A 21,257-nucleotide genomic window follows, 5' to 3' on the forward strand; every position below is an offset into this window, starting at 1 on the left:
AGCCACTTGCTCAAAGGCAGACAAGAAAAATGAAAGCTTACGCCGCACCTTTCGAAAAATTCGTCAACCTGGCCGACGCCCGCCTGGGCACCCGGATCATTTCCGTCACCGACGACTGGTTCGCCGATGCCAACCGCCTGTTCCAGCCAACACCGGCCGTGTGGAAGGAAGGCGTGTTCGATGACAACGGCAAGTGGATGGATGGCTGGGAATCGCGCCGCAAACGCTTCGAAGGCTACGACAGCGCGGTGATCCGCCTGGGCGTACCCGGCTCGATCAAGGGCGTGGACATCGACACCTCGTTCTTCACCGGCAACTACCCGCCATCGGCGTCACTGGAAGCCTGCTTCCTGGCCGACGGCGAGCCGGACGAAAACACCCAGTGGATCGAAGTACTGCCTGCCGTCGAGTTGCAGGGCAACAGCCACCATTACCATGAAATCAACCACGAGCAGCACTTCAGCCACCTGCGCTTCAACATCTACCCGGACGGCGGCGTGGCCCGCCTGCGCGTGCATGGCATTCCGTACCGCGACTGGTCGGCCGTGGGCGACAATGAGCAGGTCGACCTCGCCGCCGCGCTGAACGGCGGCCGCGCACTGGCCTGCTCCGACGAACACTTCGGCCGCATGAGCAACATCCTCAACCCGGGCCGTGGCGTCAACATGGGCGACGGCTGGGAAACCGCTCGCCGACGCACCCCTGGCAACGACTGGGTGATCGTCGCTCTCGGCCATCCGGGCGAGATCGAGAAGATCATCGTCGACACCCTGCACTTCAAGGGCAACTACCCTGACAGCTGCTCGATCCAGGCCGCTTTCGTCAAGGGCGGCACCGACAGCCAGATCGAGACCCAGAGCCTGTTCTGGCGTGAACTGCTGCCGAGCCAGAAGCTGGAAATGCACGCCGAACACACCTTCGCCGAGCAGATCAAGGCGCTGGGCCCGATTACCCATATCCGCCTGAACGTGTTCCCGGATGGTGGTGTGAGCCGCCTGCGGTTGCTGGGCAAGGTCGCGAAATAACGCTTCGCCCTTGTGTAGGAGCGCGGTTTGCCCGCGAAGGGGCCCGCAAGGCCGCTAAGAGCTTCGCGGGCAAGCCGCGCTCCTACAAGGTTGTGCCGTGAAAGAATCAACGCAACGTAAAGAATCATTGAATTCGAGAACAGAAGAACAGCATGCGCACACTGACGATTGAACCGCTGACCAAAGAAGCCTTCGCCCCTTTCGGTGATGTGATCGAAACCGACGGCAGCGATCACTTCATGATCAACAACGGTTCGACCCAGCGCTTCCATCGCCTGGCCACGGTAGAAACCGCAACGCCCGACGACAAGGCGATCATCAGCATCTTCCGCGCCGATGCGCTGGACATGCCGCTGACCGTCCGCATGCTCGAACGCCATCCGCTGGGCAGCCAGGCTTTCATCCCGCTGCTCGGCAATCCCTTTCTGATCGTGGTCGCGCCACTTGGCGATGCACCTGTATCGGGTCTCGTCCGTGCCTTCATCACCAATGGCAGGCAGGGCATAAATTACCATCGCGGCGTCTGGCACCATCCGGTGCTGACGATCGAAAAGCGGGATGACTTCCTGGTGGTTGATCGCAGTGGCAGCGGTAACAACTGCGATGAGCATTTTTTCCAAGAGGATGAGCTGTTGATCCTCGCCCCCCACCAGCGGGCGGAGTGAAAACCCTTGTGCCAGGCAAGGCCCTGCTGAAAACCGAGCGTGGATATCCGCAGGCCCTGGTCGAGCGGGGCATCGCCACGGTTTTCATGCAGCCCTGCCATTGCTCGCTACGTTTTCACACCGTCTTCAAATAAGAAAAGGCCCGATCGCCCTGCAAAAGGTCGACGGGAAAAAGGTAAAGACTGTGGAAGCACATCTGTTGGAATGGCTGAACCTCAGCGTACGCTGGGTTCACATGATCACCGGCGTCGCCTGGATCGGCGCTTCGTTCTACTTCGTCTGGCTGGAAAACAACCTCAACCGGGTCAACCCCAGGAGCGGCCTGGCCGGCGACCTGTGGGCCATCCATGGCGGCGGTATCTACCACCTGGAGAAATACAAGCTGGCCCCACCGAGCATGCCGGAGAACCTGCACTGGTTCAAATGGGAGGCCTACTTCACCTGGATGTCGGGCATCGCGCTGCTGTGCGTGGTGTTCTATTCCAATCCGCTGTTGTACCTGGTCGCGCCCGGCAGTGGCCTGAGCGGTGGTGAAGGCATCGCCATCGGTATTGGTGCGCTGGTCGCCGGCTGGTTCGTCTATGACTTCCTCTGCGACTCACCGCTGGGCAAGCGCCCCGCCCTGCTCGGCCTGATCCTGTTCATGCTGCTGATCGCCGCGGCCTACGGCCTGAGCAAGGTGTTCAGCGGGCGCGGCGCCTACCTGCATGTCGGCGCGATCATCGGCACCATCATGGTCGGCAACGTGTTCCGTATCATCATGCCGGCCCAGCGCGCGCTGGTGGCAGCGATCGCCGAGAACCGCACACCGGACCCGGCCCTGCCGGCCAAGGGCCTGCTGCGCTCGCGGCACAACAACTACTTCACCCTGCCAGTGCTGTTCATCATGATCAGCAACCACTTCCCGAGTACCTACGGCAGCCAGTACAACTGGCTGATCCTGGCCGGAATCGCGGTCCTGGCGGTATTGGTGCGGCACTACTTCAACACCCGCCACGACAGCCAGAAGTTCGCCTGGACCCTGCCGGTCGCAGCGCTGGGCATGATCTGCCTGGCCTATGTCACCGGCCCGGCGTCGACCCCTGCCGCCCCCGAAGTAGCCAAGGCGCCCGCGAAGATCGAGTACCAGCCCCTGCCGGAAACCGCTCTCGGCGGTGGTCCCAAGCCAGCCCCGGCGGCTGAACCGAGCGCACCGACGACAGCGGCGGCACCGGCCCCGGCAGCGACGCCAGCGGCTGATGCCGTCGCCTTCGACAAGGTGCACAACGTCATCCAGGAGCGTTGCGCGGTCTGTCATTCGGCCAAGCCGACCAGTCCGCTGTTCAGCAGCGCGCCGGCGGGGATCATGTTCGATACCCCGCAACAGATCCAGCAATTGGCCCCACGCATCCAAGCCCAGGCCGTCACCACCCAGATCATGCCCCTGGGCAACATCACCCAGATGACCCAGCAGGAACGTGACCTGATTGGCGCCTGGATCAACCAGGGGGCACGTACCAACTAGCAGAGGCTTAAAAGCTTCATGAAGTGAGACCTTGTGGCGAGCAGGCTTGCCTGCGCGGGGGGCGAAGCGCCCCTGAGACCGATGGACGCGATATCGCTGATGGAACGCGGACACAGGTTTACGGCTGCCTTGCAGCCGAGCGCGGGCGAGCCCGCTCGCCACAGGCAACCTCACAGCGCCAAAACCACAAGAATAAAAACCATCCGAGGTGTTGCATGTCCGAGCTATCCGAACCGCGCATACCCGAAGCACCCGCAATTCAGCGCCTGCCCCTGTTGCAACTGCTGCTGGTGGGCCTGCAGCACGTCCTGCTGATGTATGGCGGGGCCGTCGCCGTACCGCTGATCATCGGACAGGCTGCTGGCCTGGGTCGTGAAGAGATCGCCTTCCTGATCAACGCCGACCTGCTGGTGGCGGGCATCGCCACCCTCGTGCAATCCTTCGGCATCGGCCCGCTGGGCATTCGCATGCCGGTGATGATGGGCGCCAGCTTCGCTGCTGTCGGCAGCATGGTGGCCATGGCTGGCATGCCCGGCATCGGCATGACCGGTATCTTCGGCGCGACCATCGCCGCCGGCTTCTTCGGCATGCTGATCGCGCCATTCATGTCCAAGGTGGTGCGCTTCTTCCCGCCGCTGGTCACTGGCACAGTGATCACCGCGATCGGCCTTTCGCTGTTTCCGGTAGCCGTCAACTGGGCTGGCGGCGGCAGCAGCGTGGTGCAGTTCGGTTCGCCGATCTACCTGACCGTCGCCGGACTGGTGCTGGCGACCATCCTGTTGATCAACCGCTTCATGCGTGGTTTCTGGGTGAACATCTCGGTGTTGATCGGCATGGCCTTGGGCTATGTGCTGTCCGGCGTCATCGGCATGGTCGACCTCGGCGGCCTGGCCCAGGCGCCCTGGGTCAAGGTGGTCACGCCGCTGCATTTCGGCCTGCCACAGTTCCACCTCGCGCCGATCCTCTCGATGTGCCTGGTGGTGGTGATCATCTTCGTCGAATCCACCGGCATGTTCCTCGCACTGGGCAAGATCACCGGCCAGGAAGTCACCCCGCGGATGCTCCGCCGTGGCCTGCTGTGCGACGCCGGCGCTTCGTTCCTGGCCGGTTTCTTCAACACCTTCACCCACTCCTCGTTCGCCCAGAACATCGGCCTGGTGCAGATGACCGGCGTGCGTTGCCGCTCGGTGACCATGGTCGCCGGCGGCTTCCTGATCGTCCTCAGCCTGCTGCCCAAGGCCGCGTTCCTGGTGGCCTCGATTCCACCGGCGGTACTCGGCGGCGCGGCCATCGCGATGTTCGGCATGGTCGCCGCCACCGGCATCAAGATCCTCCAGGAAGCCGACATTTCCGACCGGCGCAACCAGTTGCTGGTGGCCGTGAGCATCGGCATGGGCCTGATCCCCGTGGTCCGCCCGGAGTTCTTTGCCCACCTGCCACAGTGGATGGGGCCGATCACCCACAGCGGCATCGCCATGGCGACCCTCAGCGCCGTGGCCCTGAACCTGCTGTTCAATGTGCTCGGCGGTGCCGAACGCGCCGCCCTCAGCGGGCACGCGCCCCCACACTGAAGGCCGGCAAGGCCCTGCAAGAACGCTTATCGGGTGGCCAGCGACGCTCTGTCGCTGGCACTTGAGGCCAGGTGCGCACCTCTGTATCCTGCGCGCCCTCTCGTTCTACAGCCGAAAAAAGGCGCCACGCCAGAGCGCCGGACGACCTCCAGGTCGAACCTCTTAACTTTGGGAGCAACCAAATGAAACGTACTTGCACGAGCCTGATGCTCGCGGGGACACTGCTGGCCACCGGCACAGCCGCCGCCGAAGACCTGCTGCAGTGGCAGAACAACAGCCTGACCTACCTGTGGGGCAAGAACTTCGCGGTCAACCCGCAGATCCAGCAGACCGTGACCTTCGAGCACGCCGACGCCTGGAAATACGGGGACAACTTCTTCTTCCTCGACCGGATCTTCTACAACGGCAAGGCAGACGGCAACGTCGGCCCCAACACCTACTACGGTGAATTCAGCCCACGCCTGTCGTTCGGCAAGATCCTCGACCAGAAGCTCGAGTTCGGCCCGATCAAGGACGTCCTGCTGGCCCTGACCTATGAGTTCGGCGAAGGCGACAACGAGTCCTACCTGTTCGGTCCGGGCTTCGACCTGGCGATCCCCGGCTTCGACTACTTCCAGCTGAACTTCTACCAGCGCCAGACCGAGGGTAACCGCCCCGGCGACAACGTCTGGCAGATCACTCCGGTCTGGTCCTACACCATCCCGGTGGGCGACTCCAATGTGCTGATCGACGGCTTCATGGACTGGGTTGTCGACAACGACCAGACCTCGCGCGGCACCTACCATGCCAACCTGCACTTCAACCCGCAGATCAAGTACGACCTGGGCAAGGCCCTGCATTGGAGTGCCAAGCAGTTGTACGTGGGTATCGAGTACGACTATTGGAAAAACAAGTACGGTATCGAGGACTCCGGCGCCTTCAAGACCAACCAGGACACCGCGAGCCTGCTGGTCAAGTACCACTTCTGATGAAGAACGGGAGCCCGACGGGCTCCCTGTTTGCCGCGTTGGTCACCACGTCATCACATAACCGCAAAAAAACCTCGCCTCCACGTCCCCGCGCAAAACCGCTCTAACTCAAGCCTCCGGCCCCTTCCCCGTGACTTCCCAGCATTTTCCCGCCAATTGAGCCGCTCAAGGCACGTTGACAAAGCTTTTTTCAGCTGTTGATAATCCGCGCCATGTTGTACGACGACGTATAACGCCAATAACAATAAAAACCGCAGGAGCTTCACCGTCATGATGATTCGTCCCTCCCGTTCGCTGTGGCTGTCCGGTACCGCAAGCCTCGCTCTGACCCTACCTACACTGGCTTGCGCCGAAGGTTTCGTGGACGATGCCAGCGCCAACCTGAACCTGCGCAACGCCTACTTCAACCGCAACTTCACCAACCCGGCCTACCCCCAGGGCAAGGCTGAGGAATGGACACAGAACTTCATCCTCGACGCCAAGTCCGGCTTCACCCAGGGCACCATCGGTTTTGGCATGGATGTGCTCGGCACCTATTCGCAGAAGCTCGATGGCGGCAAGGGCACCGGCGGCACGCAGCTTTTACCGCTGGACCGCGACGGTCGCCCGGCCGACAACTTCGGTCGCCTGGGCGTGGCGCTCAAGGCAAAAATTTCCAAAACCGAACTGAAGGTCGGCGAGTGGATGCCGGTTCTGCCGATCCTGCGCTCCGACGATGGTCGCTCGCTGCCGCAAACCTTCCGCGGCGGCCAGGTCACCTCGAAGGAAATCGACGGCCTCACCCTCTACGGCGGCCAGTTCCAGAAAAACAGCCCGCGCAACGACTCGAGCATGACCGACATGTTCATGAACGGCCGGGCGGGTATCACCTCCGACCGCTTCAACTTCGCCGGCGGCGAATACACCTTCAACGACAAGCGCACGATGATCGGGCTGTGGAATGCGCAGCTCAAGGACATCTACCGCCAGCAGTACATCAACCTGGTGCATAGCCAGCCGCTGGGCGACTGGACCCTGGGCGCCAACCTCGGTTTCTTCTACGGCAAGGAAGACGGCAGCGCCCTGGCCGGCGACCTGGAGAACAAGACCTGGTCGGGCATGTTCTCGGCCAAGTACGGCGGCAACACGTTCTATGTCGGCCTGCAGAAACTCACCGGCGACAGCGCCTGGATGCGTGTCAACGGCACCAGCGGCGGCACCCTGGCCAACGACAGTTACAACAGCAGCTACGACAACGCCCAGGAAAAGTCCTGGCAATTGCGCCATGACTACAACTTCGCCGCGCTGGGGATTCCGGGGCTGACCCTGATGAACCGCTACATCAGCGGTGACAACGTCCATATGGGCACAATCACCGATGGCAAGGAATGGGGACGAGAGTCGGAACTGGCCTACACCATCCAGAGCGGCACCTTGCGCAACCTGAACATTCGCTGGCGCAACTCGAGCATTCGCAAGAACTTCAGCACCAACGAGTTCGACGAGAACCGCCTGTTCATCAGTTATCCGATTTCACTGCTATAAACGCCGCTTATGGGGGTCGGACCGCTGGCCCCCATACTCCATACCACCGAAATATTTTGCAAAATCTACGCTCAGAAATCGCCGCGAATCACCCCTCTCGTTGCATTGACAAAGCCATTTCACGCTGACGATAATCCAGCAAAACGTCGTACGACAACGGACGACAAAAACAACAATAACCTCGACCAAGGCCCAGCCATGACCTCAGCAAGACCGACCCCGCAGCCCTTCAACCGTCTTCTGCTCACTGGTGCGGCCGGTGGCCTGGGCAAGGTATTGCGCGAAAGCCTGCGGCCCTACGCTCGTGTCCTGCGCCTTTCCGATATCGCCGAAATGGCCCCGGCCGTCGACGAGCGCGAGGAAGTCCAGCCCTGCGACCTCTCCGACAAGCAGGCGGTGCACCAACTGGTCGAAGGCGTGGACGCGATCCTGCACTTCGGCGGCGTCTCGGTGGAGCGTTCGTTCGAAGAGATCCTCGGCGCCAACATCTGCGGGGTGTTCCATATCTACGAGGCGGCCCGCCGTCATGGCGTCAAGCGCGTGATCTTCGCCAGTTCCAACCATGTGATCGGTTTCTACAAACAGAGCGAAACCATTGACGCTCGCGTCCCGCACCGCCCGGACAGCTACTACGGCCTGTCCAAGTCCTACGGTGAGGACATGGCCAGTTTCTACTTCGATCGCTACGGCATCGAGACCGTCAGCGTGCGTATCGGCTCGTCGTTCGCCACGCCACAGAACCGCCGGATGCTCAGCAGTTGGCTGAGCTTCGGCGACCTGACCCAACTGCTCGAACGCGCCCTGTACACACCGAACGTCGGGCACACCGTGGTCTATGGCGTTTCCGACAACCGCTACATCTGGTGGGACAACCACCTGGCCGCCCACCTCGGCTATCAGCCCCGGGACAGCTCCGAGCCGTTCCGAGCCGAAGTCGAAGCCCAGCCGGCGCCACCTGCGGATGATCCGACGCTGGTCTACCAGGGCGGCGCCTTCATCGTGGCCGGCCCATTCGGCGACTGAGTCCGCGCCAGCCTCACTCATGACATCGAGCCGCCACCGACCCGTGGCGTGCCCATCCTGCCCCGGGCAACCCGGGGCCTGGACAAACCCTCTTTCAACGCCTGACCGACAGCGTTCACTCCGAGCACCTCCGCAAGACCGAAGCAGCCAGACAATAACAACAAAACGGAGAATCACCCCATGGATTTCAAACGCAAGCTTCTTGTCGCCGCACTCCCCCTCGCCCTCGGCTTCAGCCACCTGGCCCAGGCTCTGGAAATCAAGTTCGCCGATGTGCATCCGGCCGGTTACCCGACCGTGGTCGCCGAAGAAAACATGGGCAAGGCCCTGGTCCAGCAGAGCAACGGCCAGCTGACCTTCAAGATGTTCTCAGGCGGTGTACTCGGCTCGGAAAAGGAAGTGGTCGAGCAGACCCAGATCGGCGCCATCCAGATGGCCCGGGTCAGCCTCGGTATCGTAGGTCCGGTGGTACCGGACGTGAACGTGTTCAACATGCCCTTCGTGTTCCGCGACCAGGCGCACATGCGCAAGATCATCGACGGCGAGATCGGCCAGGAGATCCTCGACAAGATCACCCAGTCCGAATTCAACCTGGTGGCCCTGGCCTGGATGGACGGCGGTACCCGCAACCTCTACACCAAGAAGCCGGTACGCAGCCTGGCCGACCTCAAGGGCATGAAGATCCGCGTGCAGGGCAACCCGCTGTTCATCGAAACCATCAACGCCATGGGCGGCAACGGCATCGCCATGGACACCGGCGAGATCTTCAGCGCCCTGCAGACCGGGGTGATCGATGGTGCGGAAAACAACCCGCCCACCCTGCTCGAACACAACCACTACCAGAACGCCAAGTACTACGCCCTGACCGGCCACCTGATCCTGCCGGAGCCGGTGGTGATGTCGAAGAGCACCTGGGAAAAACTCACGCCCGAGCAGCAGACGCTGGTGCGCCAGGTCGCCCGCCAGGCCCAGCTGGAACAGCGCGCGCTGTGGGATGCCAAGTCGGCCAGCAGCGAAGAGAAGCTCAAGGCCGCCGGTGTCGAGTTCGTCGAAGTCGACAAGAAACCCTTCCATGAGGCCACCGCCTCGATCCGCCAGAAGTACGGCGCGCCCTACGCCGAGCTGATGACCCGCATCGAAGCGGTCGAGTAACGCCCCCACCCACATGGAAGGCCCGACCGGCACGCGCCCAGGCGCGTGCCGGCGGGTAACGGTGAAATCCGATGAAGAATCTCGTGCTGCTGATCAACGATCGGCTCTACATGACCTGTGTCTGGGTCGCGGGCCTGGCGATCCTCGCCATCAGCCTGATCATCCCCTGGGGCATCTTCGCCCGCTACGTCCTTGGCACCGGCTCCAGTTGGCCGGAGCCCACCGCGATCCTGCTGATGATGGTGTTCACCTTCATCGGCGCTGCCTCCAGCTACCGGGCCGGCGCACACATGGCGGTGGCCATGCTGACCGACCGCCTGAGCCCGGCGCTGCGCTCGGCTGCCGCGCTGGTGGCCCAGTTGCTGATGGCGACCATCTGCCTGTTCATGACCATCTGGGGCGCCAAGCTCTGCGCCTCGACCTGGAACCAGTTCATGAGTGCGCTGCCGACCTTGCGGGTCGGCGTCACCTACATGCCGATCCCCGTGGGCGGTTTCCTGACCCTGGTGTTCGTCCTGGAAAAACTCCTGCTGGGCGACCAGAGCCAGCGCCGCGTGGTGCGTTTCGACCTTGTCGAAGAAAACGAGGGGACCGCGTGATGGACGCCTTTATCCTGTTGGGCAGTTTTATCCTGCTGATCCTGATCGGCATGCCGGTGGCCTATGCCCTCGGGCTTTCCGCGCTGATCGGCGCCTGGTGGATCGACATTCCGTTCCAGGCCCTGATGATCCAGGTCGCCGGTGGCGTCAACAAGTTCTCGCTGATGGCGATTCCGTTCTTCGTCCTGGCCGGCGCGATCATGGCCGAGGGCGGCATGTCGCGGCGGCTGGTGGCGTTCGCCGGGGTGCTGGTGGGTTTCGTCCGCGGCGGCCTGTCCCTGGTGAACATCATGGCCTCGACCTTCTTCGGGGCGATTTCCGGTTCATCGGTGGCCGACACCGCGTCGGTCGGTTCGGTGCTGATTCCGGAAATGGAGCGCCGTGGCTACCCCCGCGACTTTTCCACCGCAGTCACGGTCAGCGGCTCGGTCCAGGCATTGCTGACCCCGCCGAGCCACAACTCGGTGCTCTACTCGCTGGCCGCCGGCGGCACGGTGTCGATCGCCTCGCTGTTCATGGCCGGCGTGGTGCCGGGCCTGCTGATGAGCGCCTGCCTGATGGTGCTGTGCCTGATCTTCGCGAAAAAGCGCAACTATCCCAAGGGCGAAGTCATTCCCCTGCGCCAGGCCCTGAAAATCTGCGCCGATGCGTTGTGGGGCCTGATGGCCATGGTGATCATCCTCGGCGGGATTCTCTCGGGGATCTTCACCGCCACCGAGTCGGCGGCGATCGCGGTGCTCTGGTCGTTCTTCGTGACCATGTTCATCTACCGCGACTACAAGTGGAGTGAACTGCCCAAGCTGATGCATCGCACGGTGCGCACCATTTCCATCGTGATGATCCTGATCGGCTTCGCCGCCAGCTTCGGCTACATCATGACCCTGATGCAGATCCCGGCGAAGATCACCACGCTGTTCCTGACCCTGTCGGACAACCGCTACGTGATCCTGATGTGCATCAACGCCATGCTGCTGTTGCTCGGCACGGTGATGGACATGGCGCCGCTGATCCTGATCCTCACGCCGATCCTGATGCCGGTGATTCTCGGCATCGGCGTCGACCCGGTGCACTTCGGCATGATCATGCTGGTGAACCTGGGGATCGGCCTCATCACCCCGCCGGTGGGCGCGGTGCTGTTCGTCGGCTCGGCGGTGGGCAAGGTCAGTATCGAGAAGACCGTGACCGCGCTGCTGCCATTCTACGGCGTGCTGTTCCTGGTGCTGATGGCCGTGACCTACATCCCGGCGCTGTCACTCTGGCTGCCGCACCTGGTGCTGTAGGCCCGCTGTTCCCAAGGGCCGCCGCCGCTGGCGGCCCTGCATTTTCGGTGAAGGAAAACCGCCTGCCATGTCCGTTTCCCCTGCCCTGCCGCGCCCGCTCGCGGTGCTGATTCTCGCCACCCTCGCCTGCGCCTTCGCCGGCAATCACATCGCCGCGCGGATCGCCTTCGACCACGACACCGGCCTGTTGCTGGCGATTCTCTGCCGTTCCGGCATCACCTTGCTGGCACTCGCCGCCGTGGTGCTCTGGCAGCGCGAAAGCCTCAGGCTGAAGGCCGGCACCTGGCGCTGGCAATTGCTGATGGGGGTGCTGATCGCCACCCAGAGTTTCTGTATCTATTCGGCCGTGGCGCGGATTCCCGTGGCCCTGGCCTTGCTGGTGGGCAACACCGCGCCGATCCTGCTGGTGCTGCTCAACTGGGCCCTGGGCGGCCGTGCGCCCAACCGGCAGACGTTGCTGCTGATGGGCATGATTCTCGTCGGCCTGCTGTTCGCCCTGGATGTGCCACAACGCCTGGGCGGCGTGGAAAGCAATGAGCGCCAGTGGCTCGAAGGTGTGTCGTTCGCCTTTGCCGGTGCCGGAGTCTTTGCCTGCGCCCTGTGGATAACCGAGCACAAGCTGGCCCAGGTGCGCGGCAGCGTGCGCAGCCTGCTGACCTTGCTGGTAGTGTTCTGCAGCACCACCCTGCTCGGCCTGAGCGGACTGTTGCCCGGCGGTGTCAGCCTGCCCAGTACGCCGACCGGCTGGCTGGCGCTGGGCTGCCTGGTACTGCTTTACGGATTGGCGTTCTCGCTGCTGTTCATCTGCGTGAGCCGCCTGGACATCGTGCGCAACGCACCGGTGATGAATGTCGAACCGATTGCCAGCCTGTTGCTCGGCTGGCTCATCCTCGACCAGTTGCTAAGCCACATGCAGATCGTCGGCGGCCTGATCGTGGTCGGCGGGATCGTGCTGCTGGCCTCGCGCAAGCCGGCCTGAGCCCGCCGCCCGGCCCGCGATGGGGCAATCTTGGCCTGTCGCGGACCCGGTGCTACCATGCCCAACCGCCCGGACAGGCAAGGAAAACCCTGGTTTATGAGCACCATCCGCGAACGCAACAAAGAACTGATTCTGCGCGCAGCCAGTGAAGAGTTCGCCGACAAGGGGTTCGCCGCCACCAAGACCAGCGACATCGCCGCCAAGGCCGGCCTGCCCAAGCCCAACGTCTACTACTACTTCAAGTCCAAGGACAACCTGTACCGCGAGGTATTGGAAAGCATCATCGAACCGATCCTGCAGGCCTCGACGCCGTTCAACCCCGACGGTGTGCCCGGCGAAGTGCTGGCCGGCTACATCCGCTCGAAGATCCGCATCTCCCGTGACCTGCCGGCGGCGTCGAAGGTGTTCGCCAGCGAGATCATGCACGGTGCCCCGCACCTGAGCCCCGACCTGGTCGAACAGCTCAATGCCCAGGCCCGGCACAACATCGAATGCATCCAGAGCTGGATCGACCGAGGCCAGATCGCCCCGGTGGACCCCAATCACCTGATGTTCAGCATCTGGGCCGCAACCCAGACCTATGCCGACTTCGACTGGCAGATCTCATCGATCACCGGCAAGGCCAAGCTCGATGACAGCGACTACGAGGCCGCCACGCAGACCATCGTGCGCCTGGTGCTCAAGGGCTGCGAGCCCGACCGGTAACCGTTTTGCCCGGGCTTGTGTAGTAGCAAGCTTGTGTGGCGAGCAGGCTTGCCTGCGCTGGGGCGCGCAGCGGCCCTGAAACCAGCCAACACGGTGCATCAGCCAAAATGGGGAACCCAGGTTCCCTGGCCACTGCGCAGCCGAGCGTGGCGGTGCGGCGTTCCGACAAGCCCGCTCGCCACACAAGCTCGCTAACACTGCAACAACACCAGGAAGCTCGCCTCTCCAACGGTTGCCGTCAGGCTGACACCCCGGCATCCGCCATCAGCCCCAGCGCCTCGATCGCACTGATCGCGCACTGCTCGTCGATGTCCGAGGTGTCACCACTGATGCCGATCGCCCCCAGCAACAACCCGGCCTGATCGCGAATCAGTACCCCGCCCGGTGCCGGCACCACGCTACCCTGACCCAGGCCATTCAACGCCGCGATGAACGCCGGCCGTTGTTGCGCGTCCAGCGCCAGCAGGCGTGAGCCCTTGCCCAGGGCAATCGCGCCCCAGGCCTTGCCGATGGCGATCTGCGGACGCAGCAGGCTGGCCCCATCCTCACGCTGCAGGGTCACCAGATGCCCGCCGCCATCGAGTACCGCGATGGTCAGCGGCGCCGCCGAAATCGTCCTTCCCGCAGCGATCGCCTGGCCTGCCAGGCTGACTGCGACTTTCAAGGTTAACGCGCTCATGGGTGCCGTCCTCATTGTTTTTGGAAAGTCATTCGGGCTCCGTGCGGGAGCGATTTCGAACATCAAATAGAACACAATAATAGATATTTTTGTATACAAAAAAATCAACACACGGACAAAACGCTGTGGACATCCTGGTTTTCCTTGATCCAGACAAATACCACTCCGATTCAAGAAAATGGATTGACCTGCGCCATTCGCCGTGAATACACTCGACCCAGAGCCACTTGTATACAATTACAAAACTTAAGAGGCACAAAATAATGAGCAAAATGAGAGCAATCGAAGCTGCCGTGCTGGTGATGCGCCGCGAAGGAATCGATACCGCCTTCGGCATCCCCGGCGCCGCGATCAACCCGCTTTACTCCGCACTGCAAAAAGTCGGCGGCATCGATCATGTCCTCGCTCGCCACGTTGAAGGTGCCTCGCACATGGCCGAGGGCTATACCAGGACCCGAGCCGGCAACATCGGCGTGTGCATCGGTACCTCGGGGCCGGCCGGCACCGACATGGTCACCGGCCTGTACAGCGCCAGCGCCGACTCGATCCCGATCCTCTGCATCACCGGCCAGGCCCCCCGTGCCCGCCTGCACAAGGAAGACTTCCAGGCCGTGGACATCACCAGCATCGTCAAGCCGGTGACCAAGTGGGCGACTACCGTGCTGGAGCCGGGCCAGGTGCCCTATGCCTTCCAGAAAGCCTTCCATGAAATGCGCTCGGGACGTCCCGGCCCGGTGCTGATCGACCTGCCGTTCGACGTGCAGATGGCCGAGATCGAATTCGACATCGACGCCTACCAGCCACTGCCGCTGGCCAGGCCCAGTGCCACGCGGATTCAGGTCGAGAAGGCCCTGGCCCTGCTCGACCTGGCCGAGCGGCCCCTGCTGGTGGCCGGTGGCGGGATCATCAACGCCGACGCCAGCGAACTGCTGGTGGAGTTCGCCGAACTGACCGGCATTCCGGTGATCCCGACTCTGATGGGCTGGGGCAGCCTGCCCGACGACCACCCACTGATGGTCGGCATGGTTGGGCTGCAAACTTCCCATCGCTACGGCAATGCCACCCTGCTCAAGTCCGACCTGGTACTGGGCATCGGTAACCGCTGGGCCAACCGCCACACCGGCTCGGTGGAGGTCTACACCGAAGGCCGCAAGTTCATTCATGTGGATATAGAGCCGACCCAGATCGGCCGGGTGTTCACTCCTGACCTGGGCATCGTTTCCGACGCCGCCTCGGCGCTGACGGTGTTCATCGACGTGGCCCGCGAATGGCAAGCAGCCGGCAAGCTGAAGAACCGCAGCGCCTGGCTCAAGGACTGCCAGCAGCGCAAGGCCAGCCTGCAGCGCAAGACCCATTTCGACAACGTGCCGGTCAAGCCGCAGCGTGTCTACGAGGAGATGAACCAGGTGTTCGACAAGGACACCTGCTACGTCAGCACCATCGGCCTGTCGCAGATTGCCGGTGCGCAGTTCCTACACGTTTACAAGCCACGCCACTGGATCAACTGCGGCCAGGCCGGCCCGCTGGGCTGGACCATTCCAGCGGCGCTCGGGGTGGTCAAGGCCGACCCGCAGCGCAAGGTGGTGGCGCTGTCGGGCGACTATGACTTCCAGTTCATGATCGAGGAACTGGCGGTGGGCGCGCAGTTCAAGCTGCCGTACATCCACGTGGTGGTGAACAACTCCTACCTGGGGCTGATCCGCCAGGCCCAGCGCGGCTTCGACATGGACTACTGCGTGCAGTTGTCCTTCGACAACCTCAACGCGCCACAGCTCAACGGCTACGGCGTGGACCACGTGGCCGTCGCCGAAGGCCTGGGCTGCAAGGCCCTGCGCGTGTTCGAACCGGGCCAGATCCAGCCGGCGCTGCGCCAGGCCCAGGCGTTGATCGAAGAGTTCAAGGTGCCGGTCGTGGTCGAGATCATCCTCGAACGGGTGACCAATATTTCCATGGGCACCGAGATCAACGCCATCAACGAATTCGAGGATCTGGCCCTGGTCGGCAACGACGCGCCAACCGCCATCGCGCTGCTCGACTGACACCACTCTGAATGTAAAAGCGGGCTTGCCCAGGAAGCCCCTGGGGGCTCGATGCCCTCTTCGCGGGCAAGCCTGCTCCTACAGCGTGAATCGAGCTGAATGATCAACGTCTACCTACCGGAGACCGCCATGCCCCGTTTTGCCGCCAACCTGTCCATGCTGTTCACCGAACAGGACTTCCTCGCCCGCTTCAAGGCCGCCGCCGACGCCGGCTTCAGCGGCGTGGAATACCTGTTCCCCTATGACTTCAGTTCCGCCCAGATCAAGGCACAACTGGACGCCCACGGCCTCACCCAGGTGCTGTTCAACCTGCCCGCCGGCGACTGGGCCAAGGGCGAGCGCGGCATCGCCTGTCACCCGGATCGTGTCGAGGAATTTCGCCGCGGGGTCGACCTGGCCATCGCCTATGCCCAGGTGCTGGGCAATAGCCAGGTCAACTGCCTGGCCGGGATTCGCCCGCTGGGTTTCGACGAGGCTTTCCTGGAGAAGACCCTGGTCGAGAACCTCAGGTATGCCGCCGACAAGCTCCAGGCCGCCGGCATCAAACTGGTGATGGAGGCGATCAACACCCGCGACATTCCCGGCTTCTACCTGAACACCACGGCCCAGGCCCTGTCGATTCGCGAGCAGGTCGGCAGCGCCAACCTGTTCCTGCAATACGACATCTACCACATGCAGGTCATGGAGGGCGACCTGGCCCGGACCCTGAGCAATCACCTGGGCGAAATCAATCATGTGCAGCTCGCCGACAACCCCGGCCGCAACGAGCCCGGCACCGGCGAGATCAACTACCGCTTCCTGTTCGAACACCTGGATCGCATCGGCTACCAGGGCTGGGTTGGCTGCGAATACAAGCCGCTGACCACCACCGAAGCCGGCCTCGGTTGGCTGAAAAGCCACAACGCGATCTGAGCGTTCCCCTACCTTGATACATGCGACAAGAGGATTTTCTCATGGCTAAAATCGGTTTTATCGGCACCGGCATCATGGGCCACCCCATGGCTTCGAACCTGCAGAAGGCGGGTCACAGCCTGCTGCTTTCCGAGCATCACGCCAGCGCTCCAGCCGACCTGGTCGCCGCTGGCGCCGTGGCCCTGGCCAACCCGAAGGAAGTTGCCCAGGAAGCCGAATTCATCATCGTCATGGTGCCTGATACCCCGCAGGTAGAAGATGTGCTGTTCCGCGCCGACGGGATCGCCGCCGGTGTCGGCCCCGGCAAGATCGTCATCGACATGAGTTCGATCTCGCCGAGCGCCACCAAGGCCTTCGCCGCCAAGATCAACGAAAAAGGCGCGCAGTACCTCGACGCGCCAGTGTCCGGCGGTGAAGTCGGGGCCAAGGCCGCGACCCTGAGCATCATGGTCGGCGGCGACAGCCAGGCCTTCGCCCGTGCCCTGCCGCTGTTCCAGAGCATGGGCAAGAACATCACCCTGGTCGGCGCCAATGGCGATGGTCAGACCGCCAAAGTGGCCAACCAGATCATCGTCGCCCTGAACATCCAGGCGGTGGCCGAAGCGCTGCTGTTCGCGGCGAAGAACGGTGCCGACCCGGCCAAGGTTCGCGAGGCACTGATGGGCGGCTTTGCCTCGTCGAAGATCCTCGAGGTGCATGGCGAGCGCATGATCAAGGGCACCTTCAATCCGGGCTTCCGCATCAACCTGCACCAGAAGGACCTCAACCTGGCGCTGGCCGGTGCCCGCGAGCTGGACATCAACCTGCCCAACACCGCCAACGCGCAACAGGTGTTCAGCACCTGCGCGGCCATCGGTGGCAGCGAATGGGACCACTCGGCACTGATCAAGGGGCTGGAACACATGGCCAACTTCTCGATTCGCGATCAGTGACAGTAATTCCGGAGCCCGTCATGTCGGTCGGTCCGCAAGAATTCCTGCTGGGCCTGACCGCCAGCGACGAACTGGATGACAACAACGGCTATGGCTACTTCGCCGCGCTCGATGCACTGGTCGTCACGCAGGTGTGCCTTTTGGCCAGCCCGGCTCGATCCACTCGTTGCGGATGGAAACCTTGATCTGAAGCCAGGCCGGGGAGCCTCTTTCGCGGGCAAGCCCGCGAAGGGGCCACTCGCAAACAGACTGTCATACACAGCACCTTTACTGACCTGCCCCCATGCAATCGAACTTCAATCAACACTGCCCCGACTGGGCCACCGCCCTGTTCAACGGTTTCAGCCAGATCTTTCTCCAGCGCCATCCACTCTGCGGCCTGTGCTGCCTGCTGGCGATCCTCTGCACTGCGCCTGGCCAGCTCGGTGGTGCGTTGCTGGGCGGTATCGCCGGCCTGCTCACGGCCCAGCGCCGCGGCTACCCCAAGGCCGACCGCCAGGCCGGCCTGTACAGCTACAACGGCATCCTGCTGGGCCTGCTGATCAGCCTGAACACTCCCTGGTCACCGCTGCAGCCGCTGCTGATCATCGCCGCCGGCGGCCTGGGCGCGATACTGGTCCGACACTGGCCTCGAAGCCTGCCGACCTATACCGCGCCTTTCGTACTGCTCGGCTGGATTCTCCTGGCATTCGACCCGGCCACGCCGACACCAGCCCCGCAACTCGAAATAAGCCTGCCCACTCTGCTACAGGCAGTCATCAAGGGCTTCGGCCAGGTCATGTTCCTGGACAAATCGTTGGCGGGCGGCCTGATCCTGGTCGGTTTGCTGCTGGCCAACCGACGGGCGGCGCTGTGGGCGGTGTTCGGCAGTGGCCTGGGGCTGGCCGTCGGTATCGGCAGCGAAGCCACCCCGGCCCTGGCAGGGCTGGGTAGCTACAACGCGGCTCTCGCCGCCCTGGCCCTCAGCCCGTTGCAGCGTCGGCCCTGGCTGGTACTGGCCGGCATCGTCCTGGCCATCCTGCTGCCACCCGCGCTCGCCACCCTGGGCCTGTCGCCACTGACCGCGCCGTTCATCCTGGCCTGCTGGCTGAGTCGAGCAGTCGCGCGGATGTTGCCCCCGCCGTTGTGTACGCAGTCGTAAAAGTGGCGCCGAGCGGGTCTGCACCGACAGGTCGACGCCAGCGTATCGTGCGGTAACGCACCAGGGCCCGCCCCGGCTTGCGGAATGCCCGCCCTTGCCCCACGCTTGCGGCATCAATCACTTGGGCAACACCTCATGACTAGCAACAACGACTGGCGCCAACGGCTCTACGTCATGGTTTTTCAAACCGACACCGTCGCCGGACGGCGCTTCGACAAAATCCTCCTGCTGATCATCCTCGCCAGCCTGGTGACGGTGATCCTCGACAGTATCGAGAGCATCCACCAGAACTTCGCCGGGCTATTGGCCGGGATCGAATGGGGCTTCACGCTGATCTTCGCGATCGAGTATCTGGTACGCCTCTACTGCTCGCCCCGACCATTGCGCTATGCCTTCAGTTTCTACGGGCTGGTCGACCTGCTGGCGATCGTCCCGGGGATCCTCGCCCTGTACTACAGCGATGCCCAGTACCTGCTGATCATCCGTATCGTGCGCATGCTGCGGATCTTCCGCGTGCTCAAGCTGGCGCCCTATCTCAAGCAGGCCCATTACCTGCTCGATGCCCTGCGCGGCAGCAAGCAGAAGATCCTGGTGTTCCTGTTCTGCGTCTGCACCCTGGTGACCGTCTTCGGGACGCTGATGTATGTGATCGAAGGCCCGACACACGGTTTCACCAGCATTCCCAAGGGCATCTACTGGGCGATCGTCACCCTGACCACCGTCGGCTATGGCGATATCGTGCCCAGGACCGTGCTCGGGCAGATCATCTCGTCGCTGGTGATGATCACCGGTTACTCGATCATCGCCGTGCCCACCGGGATTTTCACTGCCGAACTGGCCACCGCCCTGCGTGGCGAACAACTCAAGCACGCGTGCCCGGTGTGCCGGAAAAACAGCCATGAGCCCGAGGCATCTTTCTGCTCGCGGTGTGGCAGCGCGCTTTTCAAGAAACAGGAATAAGCAAAGTACTTTTTAATCTTTTAGCGACTATCCGCTCACCGCTATAGTTGCTGGCAAATTGCCCTCTCTCTAACTCGAACAAGGAATGCGCAGTGAAAAAACTCTTTGGCGCCTCGCTCCTGGCCGCAGGCCTGGCCTTCGGCGGCATCGCCCAGGCCGCCGCACCGACTCTGCTGAACGTGTCCTACGACGTGATGCGCGACTTCTACAAGGACTACAACAGCGCCTTCCAGAAACACTGGCAGGCCGAGCACAACGAAAACGTCACTGTGCAGATGTCCTTCGGCGGTTCGAGCAAGCAGGCCCGTGCGGTTATCGATGGCCTGCCGGCGGACGTGATCACCATGAACATGGCGACCGACATCAACGCGCTGGCCGATAACGGCAAGCTGGTACCGGACAACTGGGTCACCCGCCTGCCGAACAACAGCGCGCCATTCACCTCGGCCACCGTGTTCATCGTGCGCAAGGGCAACCCCAAGGCGCTGAAGGACTGGCCGGACCTGCTCAAGGAAGGCGTGCAGGTTGTCGTGCCGAACCCGAAGACTTCGGGTAACGGTCGCTACACCTACCTCTCGGCATGGGGCTATGTGCTGAAGAACGGCGGCGATGAGAACAAGGCCAAGGACTTCGTCGGCAAGCTGTTCAAGCAGGTGCCAGTGCTGGATACCGGTGGCCGTGCCGCCACCACCACCTTCATGACCAACCAGATCGGCGACGTGCTGGTGACCTTCGAGAACGAAGCGGAAATGATTGCCCGCGAATTCGGTCGCGATCAGTTCGAAGTGATCTACCCGAGCGTGTCCGCCGAGGCCGAACCACCGGTGAGCGTGGTCGACAAGGTCGTGGACAAGAAGGGCAGCCGCGCGGCAGCCGAGGAATACCTGAAGTACCTGTGGTCGCCGGAAGGCCAGGAAATCGCTGCGGCGAACTATCTGCGTCCACGTGATCCGAAGGTACTGGCCAAGTTCACCGACCGTTTCCCGAAAGTCGATTTCCTCTCGGTGGAGAAGACCTTCGGTGACTGGCGCACCGTGCAGAAGACCCACTTCAATGACGGTGGCGTGTTCGACCAGATCTACGGCAAGTAGGAGCCGGGCTTGCCCGCGAAGGCGTACTCACTGACGCCCCGGTGGTGAATGGCCGCCTTTGGCGGTTCGCGGGCAAGCCGCGCTCCTACTGCGCGAATTGCTTGCCCAAGCCTGGTGGCACGCCGTGGATATCGGTTTCTTCCCATGGCCCGTTGGGGCTGATCGAGCGGCTCCAACCGTTATCCCAGCGATAGTAGGTACGTTGGCGATAGAACGTGCTGGGCTGGCTGTCGAGCACATAAACGCCCATCTGCCCGTCCCAGTGGCTGCGACCGCCTGGCGGCGGGGCGAAGGTCGCCGAAGTGCTGGGGCGCGGCTTGGCCGCAGGGATCGGCTTGCCTGGAGTCCCTGGCGTGCCGGGAGTGGCTGGCGGATTGGGCTGGGTGGTCGGACCGGACGGCGGGATCGTCGGGCCCGTCGGTGCCGACGGGCGATGGACCGTACAGGCGCTCACCCCCAGGACCAGCGTTAACAGGGTGAGGCGAGCGATGGCGGTCATGGCGGGTCT

The 21,257-nt window shown here is 62.9% G+C and carries 21 protein-coding genes; 19 read left to right on the forward strand and 2 right to left on the reverse strand.

The features are described 5' to 3' along the window. The first annotated feature begins 29 nt into the window (after positions 1-29). The 12 genes from alc to AC6I6U_RS27670 all read left to right on the forward strand — a co-directional run bounded on the left by alc (position 30) and on the right by AC6I6U_RS27670 (position 12,995). Positions 30-1,025: an allantoicase gene (gene alc, locus AC6I6U_RS27615; RefSeq protein WP_497879149.1), complete on the forward strand. Its 996-nt coding sequence runs from the start codon at positions 30-32 to the stop codon at positions 1,023-1,025. Between the two features lie 152 nt (positions 1,026-1,177). Then, complete coding sequence (locus AC6I6U_RS27620; protein ID WP_497879150.1) at positions 1,178-1,690, forward strand: ureidoglycolate lyase; 513 nt, start codon at positions 1,178-1,180, stop codon at positions 1,688-1,690. 184 nt (positions 1,691-1,874) lie between these two features. Then, complete coding sequence (locus AC6I6U_RS27625; RefSeq protein WP_497879151.1) at positions 1,875-3,194, forward strand: urate hydroxylase PuuD; 1,320 nt, start codon at positions 1,875-1,877, stop codon at positions 3,192-3,194. Between the two features lie 215 nt (positions 3,195-3,409). Beyond that, a complete protein-coding gene (locus AC6I6U_RS27630) occupies positions 3,410-4,765 on the forward strand; it encodes a nucleobase:cation symporter-2 family protein (protein WP_497879152.1) in 1,356 nt (451 codons plus the stop codon). A 182-nt stretch (positions 4,766-4,947) separates the two neighbouring features. After that, a complete protein-coding gene (locus AC6I6U_RS27635) occupies positions 4,948-5,733 on the forward strand; it encodes an outer membrane protein OmpK (RefSeq protein ID WP_497879153.1) in 786 nt (261 codons plus the stop codon). Between the two features lie 270 nt (positions 5,734-6,003). After that, positions 6,004-7,257: an OprD family porin gene (locus tag AC6I6U_RS27640; protein WP_497879154.1), complete on the forward strand. Its 1,254-nt coding sequence runs from the start codon at positions 6,004-6,006 to the stop codon at positions 7,255-7,257. Between the two features lie 198 nt (positions 7,258-7,455). After that, positions 7,456-8,280, forward strand: coding sequence for an NAD-dependent epimerase/dehydratase family protein (locus tag AC6I6U_RS27645; protein WP_497879155.1), 825 nt, complete (start codon positions 7,456-7,458; stop codon positions 8,278-8,280). A 180-nt stretch (positions 8,281-8,460) separates the two neighbouring features. Further along, the gene (locus AC6I6U_RS27650) at positions 8,461-9,432 is read left to right on the forward strand and encodes a TRAP transporter substrate-binding protein (RefSeq protein WP_497879156.1); all 972 of its coding nucleotides are present in this window, start codon (positions 8,461-8,463) and stop codon (positions 9,430-9,432) included. Positions 9,433-9,503: 71 nt separating this feature from the next. Next, positions 9,504-10,031, forward strand: a complete 528-nt coding sequence (locus tag AC6I6U_RS27655; protein WP_497879157.1) for a TRAP transporter small permease — start codon at positions 9,504-9,506, stop codon at positions 10,029-10,031. Next, positions 10,031-11,311, forward strand: coding sequence for a TRAP transporter large permease (locus AC6I6U_RS27660; RefSeq protein WP_497879158.1), 1,281 nt, complete (start codon positions 10,031-10,033; stop codon positions 11,309-11,311). Before AC6I6U_RS27655 ends, AC6I6U_RS27660 begins: the two co-directional genes overlap by 1 nt. Positions 11,312-11,378: 67 nt before the next feature. After that, the gene (locus tag AC6I6U_RS27665) at positions 11,379-12,290 is read left to right on the forward strand and encodes an EamA family transporter (RefSeq protein ID WP_497879159.1); all 912 of its coding nucleotides are present in this window, start codon (positions 11,379-11,381) and stop codon (positions 12,288-12,290) included. A 96-nt stretch (positions 12,291-12,386) separates the two neighbouring features. Continuing rightward, on the forward strand, positions 12,387-12,995 hold the full coding sequence (locus AC6I6U_RS27670) for a TetR/AcrR family transcriptional regulator (protein WP_497879160.1): 609 nt from the start codon (positions 12,387-12,389) through the stop codon (positions 12,993-12,995). 238 nt (positions 12,996-13,233) lie between these two features. Here AC6I6U_RS27670 and AC6I6U_RS27675 read toward each other — a convergent pair whose 3' ends face one another. Next, complete coding sequence (locus AC6I6U_RS27675; protein WP_497879161.1) at positions 13,234-13,674, reverse strand: GlcG/HbpS family heme-binding protein; 441 nt, start codon at positions 13,672-13,674, stop codon at positions 13,234-13,236. A gap of 263 nt (positions 13,675-13,937) precedes the next feature. Here AC6I6U_RS27675 and gcl point away from each other — a divergent pair, with 263 nt between their 5' ends. The 7 genes from gcl (at position 13,938) to AC6I6U_RS27710 (ending at position 20,749) form a co-directional block, all read left to right on the forward strand. Then, positions 13,938-15,713: a glyoxylate carboligase gene (gene gcl / locus AC6I6U_RS27680; protein ID WP_497879162.1), complete on the forward strand. Its 1,776-nt coding sequence runs from the start codon at positions 13,938-13,940 to the stop codon at positions 15,711-15,713. A gap of 129 nt (positions 15,714-15,842) precedes the next feature. Continuing rightward, the gene (hyi, locus tag AC6I6U_RS27685) at positions 15,843-16,625 is read left to right on the forward strand and encodes a hydroxypyruvate isomerase (RefSeq protein ID WP_497879163.1); all 783 of its coding nucleotides are present in this window, start codon (positions 15,843-15,845) and stop codon (positions 16,623-16,625) included. A gap of 41 nt (positions 16,626-16,666) precedes the next feature. Beyond that, the gene (locus AC6I6U_RS27690) at positions 16,667-17,557 is read left to right on the forward strand and encodes a 2-hydroxy-3-oxopropionate reductase (protein WP_497879164.1); all 891 of its coding nucleotides are present in this window, start codon (positions 16,667-16,669) and stop codon (positions 17,555-17,557) included. A gap of 20 nt (positions 17,558-17,577) precedes the next feature. Next, positions 17,578-17,742: a hypothetical protein gene (locus tag AC6I6U_RS27695; protein WP_497883163.1), complete on the forward strand. Its 165-nt coding sequence runs from the start codon at positions 17,578-17,580 to the stop codon at positions 17,740-17,742. A gap of 98 nt (positions 17,743-17,840) precedes the next feature. Next, positions 17,841-18,698, forward strand: coding sequence for an urea transporter (locus AC6I6U_RS27700; protein ID WP_497879165.1), 858 nt, complete (start codon positions 17,841-17,843; stop codon positions 18,696-18,698). Positions 18,699-18,833: 135 nt separating this feature from the next. Then, positions 18,834-19,658 (forward strand): ion transporter, encoded by an 825-nt coding sequence (locus AC6I6U_RS27705; protein ID WP_497879166.1) that lies wholly within the window; start codon positions 18,834-18,836, stop codon positions 19,656-19,658. A gap of 92 nt (positions 19,659-19,750) precedes the next feature. Then, positions 19,751-20,749, forward strand: coding sequence for a sulfate ABC transporter substrate-binding protein (locus AC6I6U_RS27710; RefSeq protein WP_497879167.1), 999 nt, complete (start codon positions 19,751-19,753; stop codon positions 20,747-20,749). A gap of 85 nt (positions 20,750-20,834) precedes the next feature. On the opposite strand, the gene AC6I6U_RS27715 is transcribed toward AC6I6U_RS27710, so the two are convergent. Then, entirely contained in the window at positions 20,835-21,248 is a 414-nt protein-coding gene (locus tag AC6I6U_RS27715) for a hypothetical protein (protein WP_497879168.1), read from the reverse strand. Between the last annotated feature and the right edge of the window lie 9 nt (positions 21,249-21,257).

This window comes from Pseudomonas sp. UTLPPB19802, from assembly GCF_059730225.1.

Excerpts from the sequence above, each read along its gene's own strand:
- AC6I6U_RS27705 (WP_497879166.1), top strand. The coding sequence starts at position 18,834 with ATGACTAGCAACAACGACTGGCGCCAACGGCTCTACGTCATGGTTTTT.
- AC6I6U_RS27635 (WP_497879153.1), top strand. The coding sequence starts at position 4,948 with ATGAAACGTACTTGCACGAGCCTGATGCTCGCGGGGACACTGCTGGCC.
- AC6I6U_RS27645 (WP_497879155.1), top strand. The coding sequence starts at position 7,456 with ATGACCTCAGCAAGACCGACCCCGCAGCCCTTCAACCGTCTTCTGCTC.
- AC6I6U_RS27650 (WP_497879156.1), top strand. The coding sequence starts at position 8,461 with ATGGATTTCAAACGCAAGCTTCTTGTCGCCGCACTCCCCCTCGCCCTC.
- AC6I6U_RS27700 (WP_497879165.1), top strand. The coding sequence starts at position 17,841 with ATGCAATCGAACTTCAATCAACACTGCCCCGACTGGGCCACCGCCCTG.
- AC6I6U_RS27660 (WP_497879158.1), top strand. The coding sequence starts at position 10,031 with ATGGACGCCTTTATCCTGTTGGGCAGTTTTATCCTGCTGATCCTGATC.
- AC6I6U_RS27640 (WP_497879154.1), top strand. The coding sequence starts at position 6,004 with ATGATGATTCGTCCCTCCCGTTCGCTGTGGCTGTCCGGTACCGCAAGC.
- AC6I6U_RS27690 (WP_497879164.1), top strand. The coding sequence starts at position 16,667 with ATGGCTAAAATCGGTTTTATCGGCACCGGCATCATGGGCCACCCCATG.
- hyi (WP_497879163.1), top strand. The coding sequence starts at position 15,843 with ATGCCCCGTTTTGCCGCCAACCTGTCCATGCTGTTCACCGAACAGGAC.
- AC6I6U_RS27670 (WP_497879160.1), top strand. The coding sequence starts at position 12,387 with ATGAGCACCATCCGCGAACGCAACAAAGAACTGATTCTGCGCGCAGCC.
- AC6I6U_RS27665 (WP_497879159.1), top strand. The coding sequence starts at position 11,379 with ATGTCCGTTTCCCCTGCCCTGCCGCGCCCGCTCGCGGTGCTGATTCTC.
- AC6I6U_RS27675 (WP_497879161.1), bottom strand. The coding sequence starts at position 13,674 with ATGAGCGCGTTAACCTTGAAAGTCGCAGTCAGCCTGGCAGGCCAGGCG.
- AC6I6U_RS27655 (WP_497879157.1), top strand. The coding sequence starts at position 9,504 with ATGAAGAATCTCGTGCTGCTGATCAACGATCGGCTCTACATGACCTGT.
- AC6I6U_RS27695 (WP_497883163.1), top strand. The coding sequence starts at position 17,578 with ATGTCGGTCGGTCCGCAAGAATTCCTGCTGGGCCTGACCGCCAGCGAC.
- AC6I6U_RS27630 (WP_497879152.1), top strand. The coding sequence starts at position 3,410 with ATGTCCGAGCTATCCGAACCGCGCATACCCGAAGCACCCGCAATTCAG.
- alc (WP_497879149.1), top strand. The coding sequence starts at position 30 with ATGAAAGCTTACGCCGCACCTTTCGAAAAATTCGTCAACCTGGCCGAC.
- AC6I6U_RS27620 (WP_497879150.1), top strand. The coding sequence starts at position 1,178 with ATGCGCACACTGACGATTGAACCGCTGACCAAAGAAGCCTTCGCCCCT.
- gcl (WP_497879162.1), top strand. The coding sequence starts at position 13,938 with ATGAGCAAAATGAGAGCAATCGAAGCTGCCGTGCTGGTGATGCGCCGC.
- AC6I6U_RS27715 (WP_497879168.1), bottom strand. The coding sequence starts at position 21,248 with ATGACCGCCATCGCTCGCCTCACCCTGTTAACGCTGGTCCTGGGGGTG.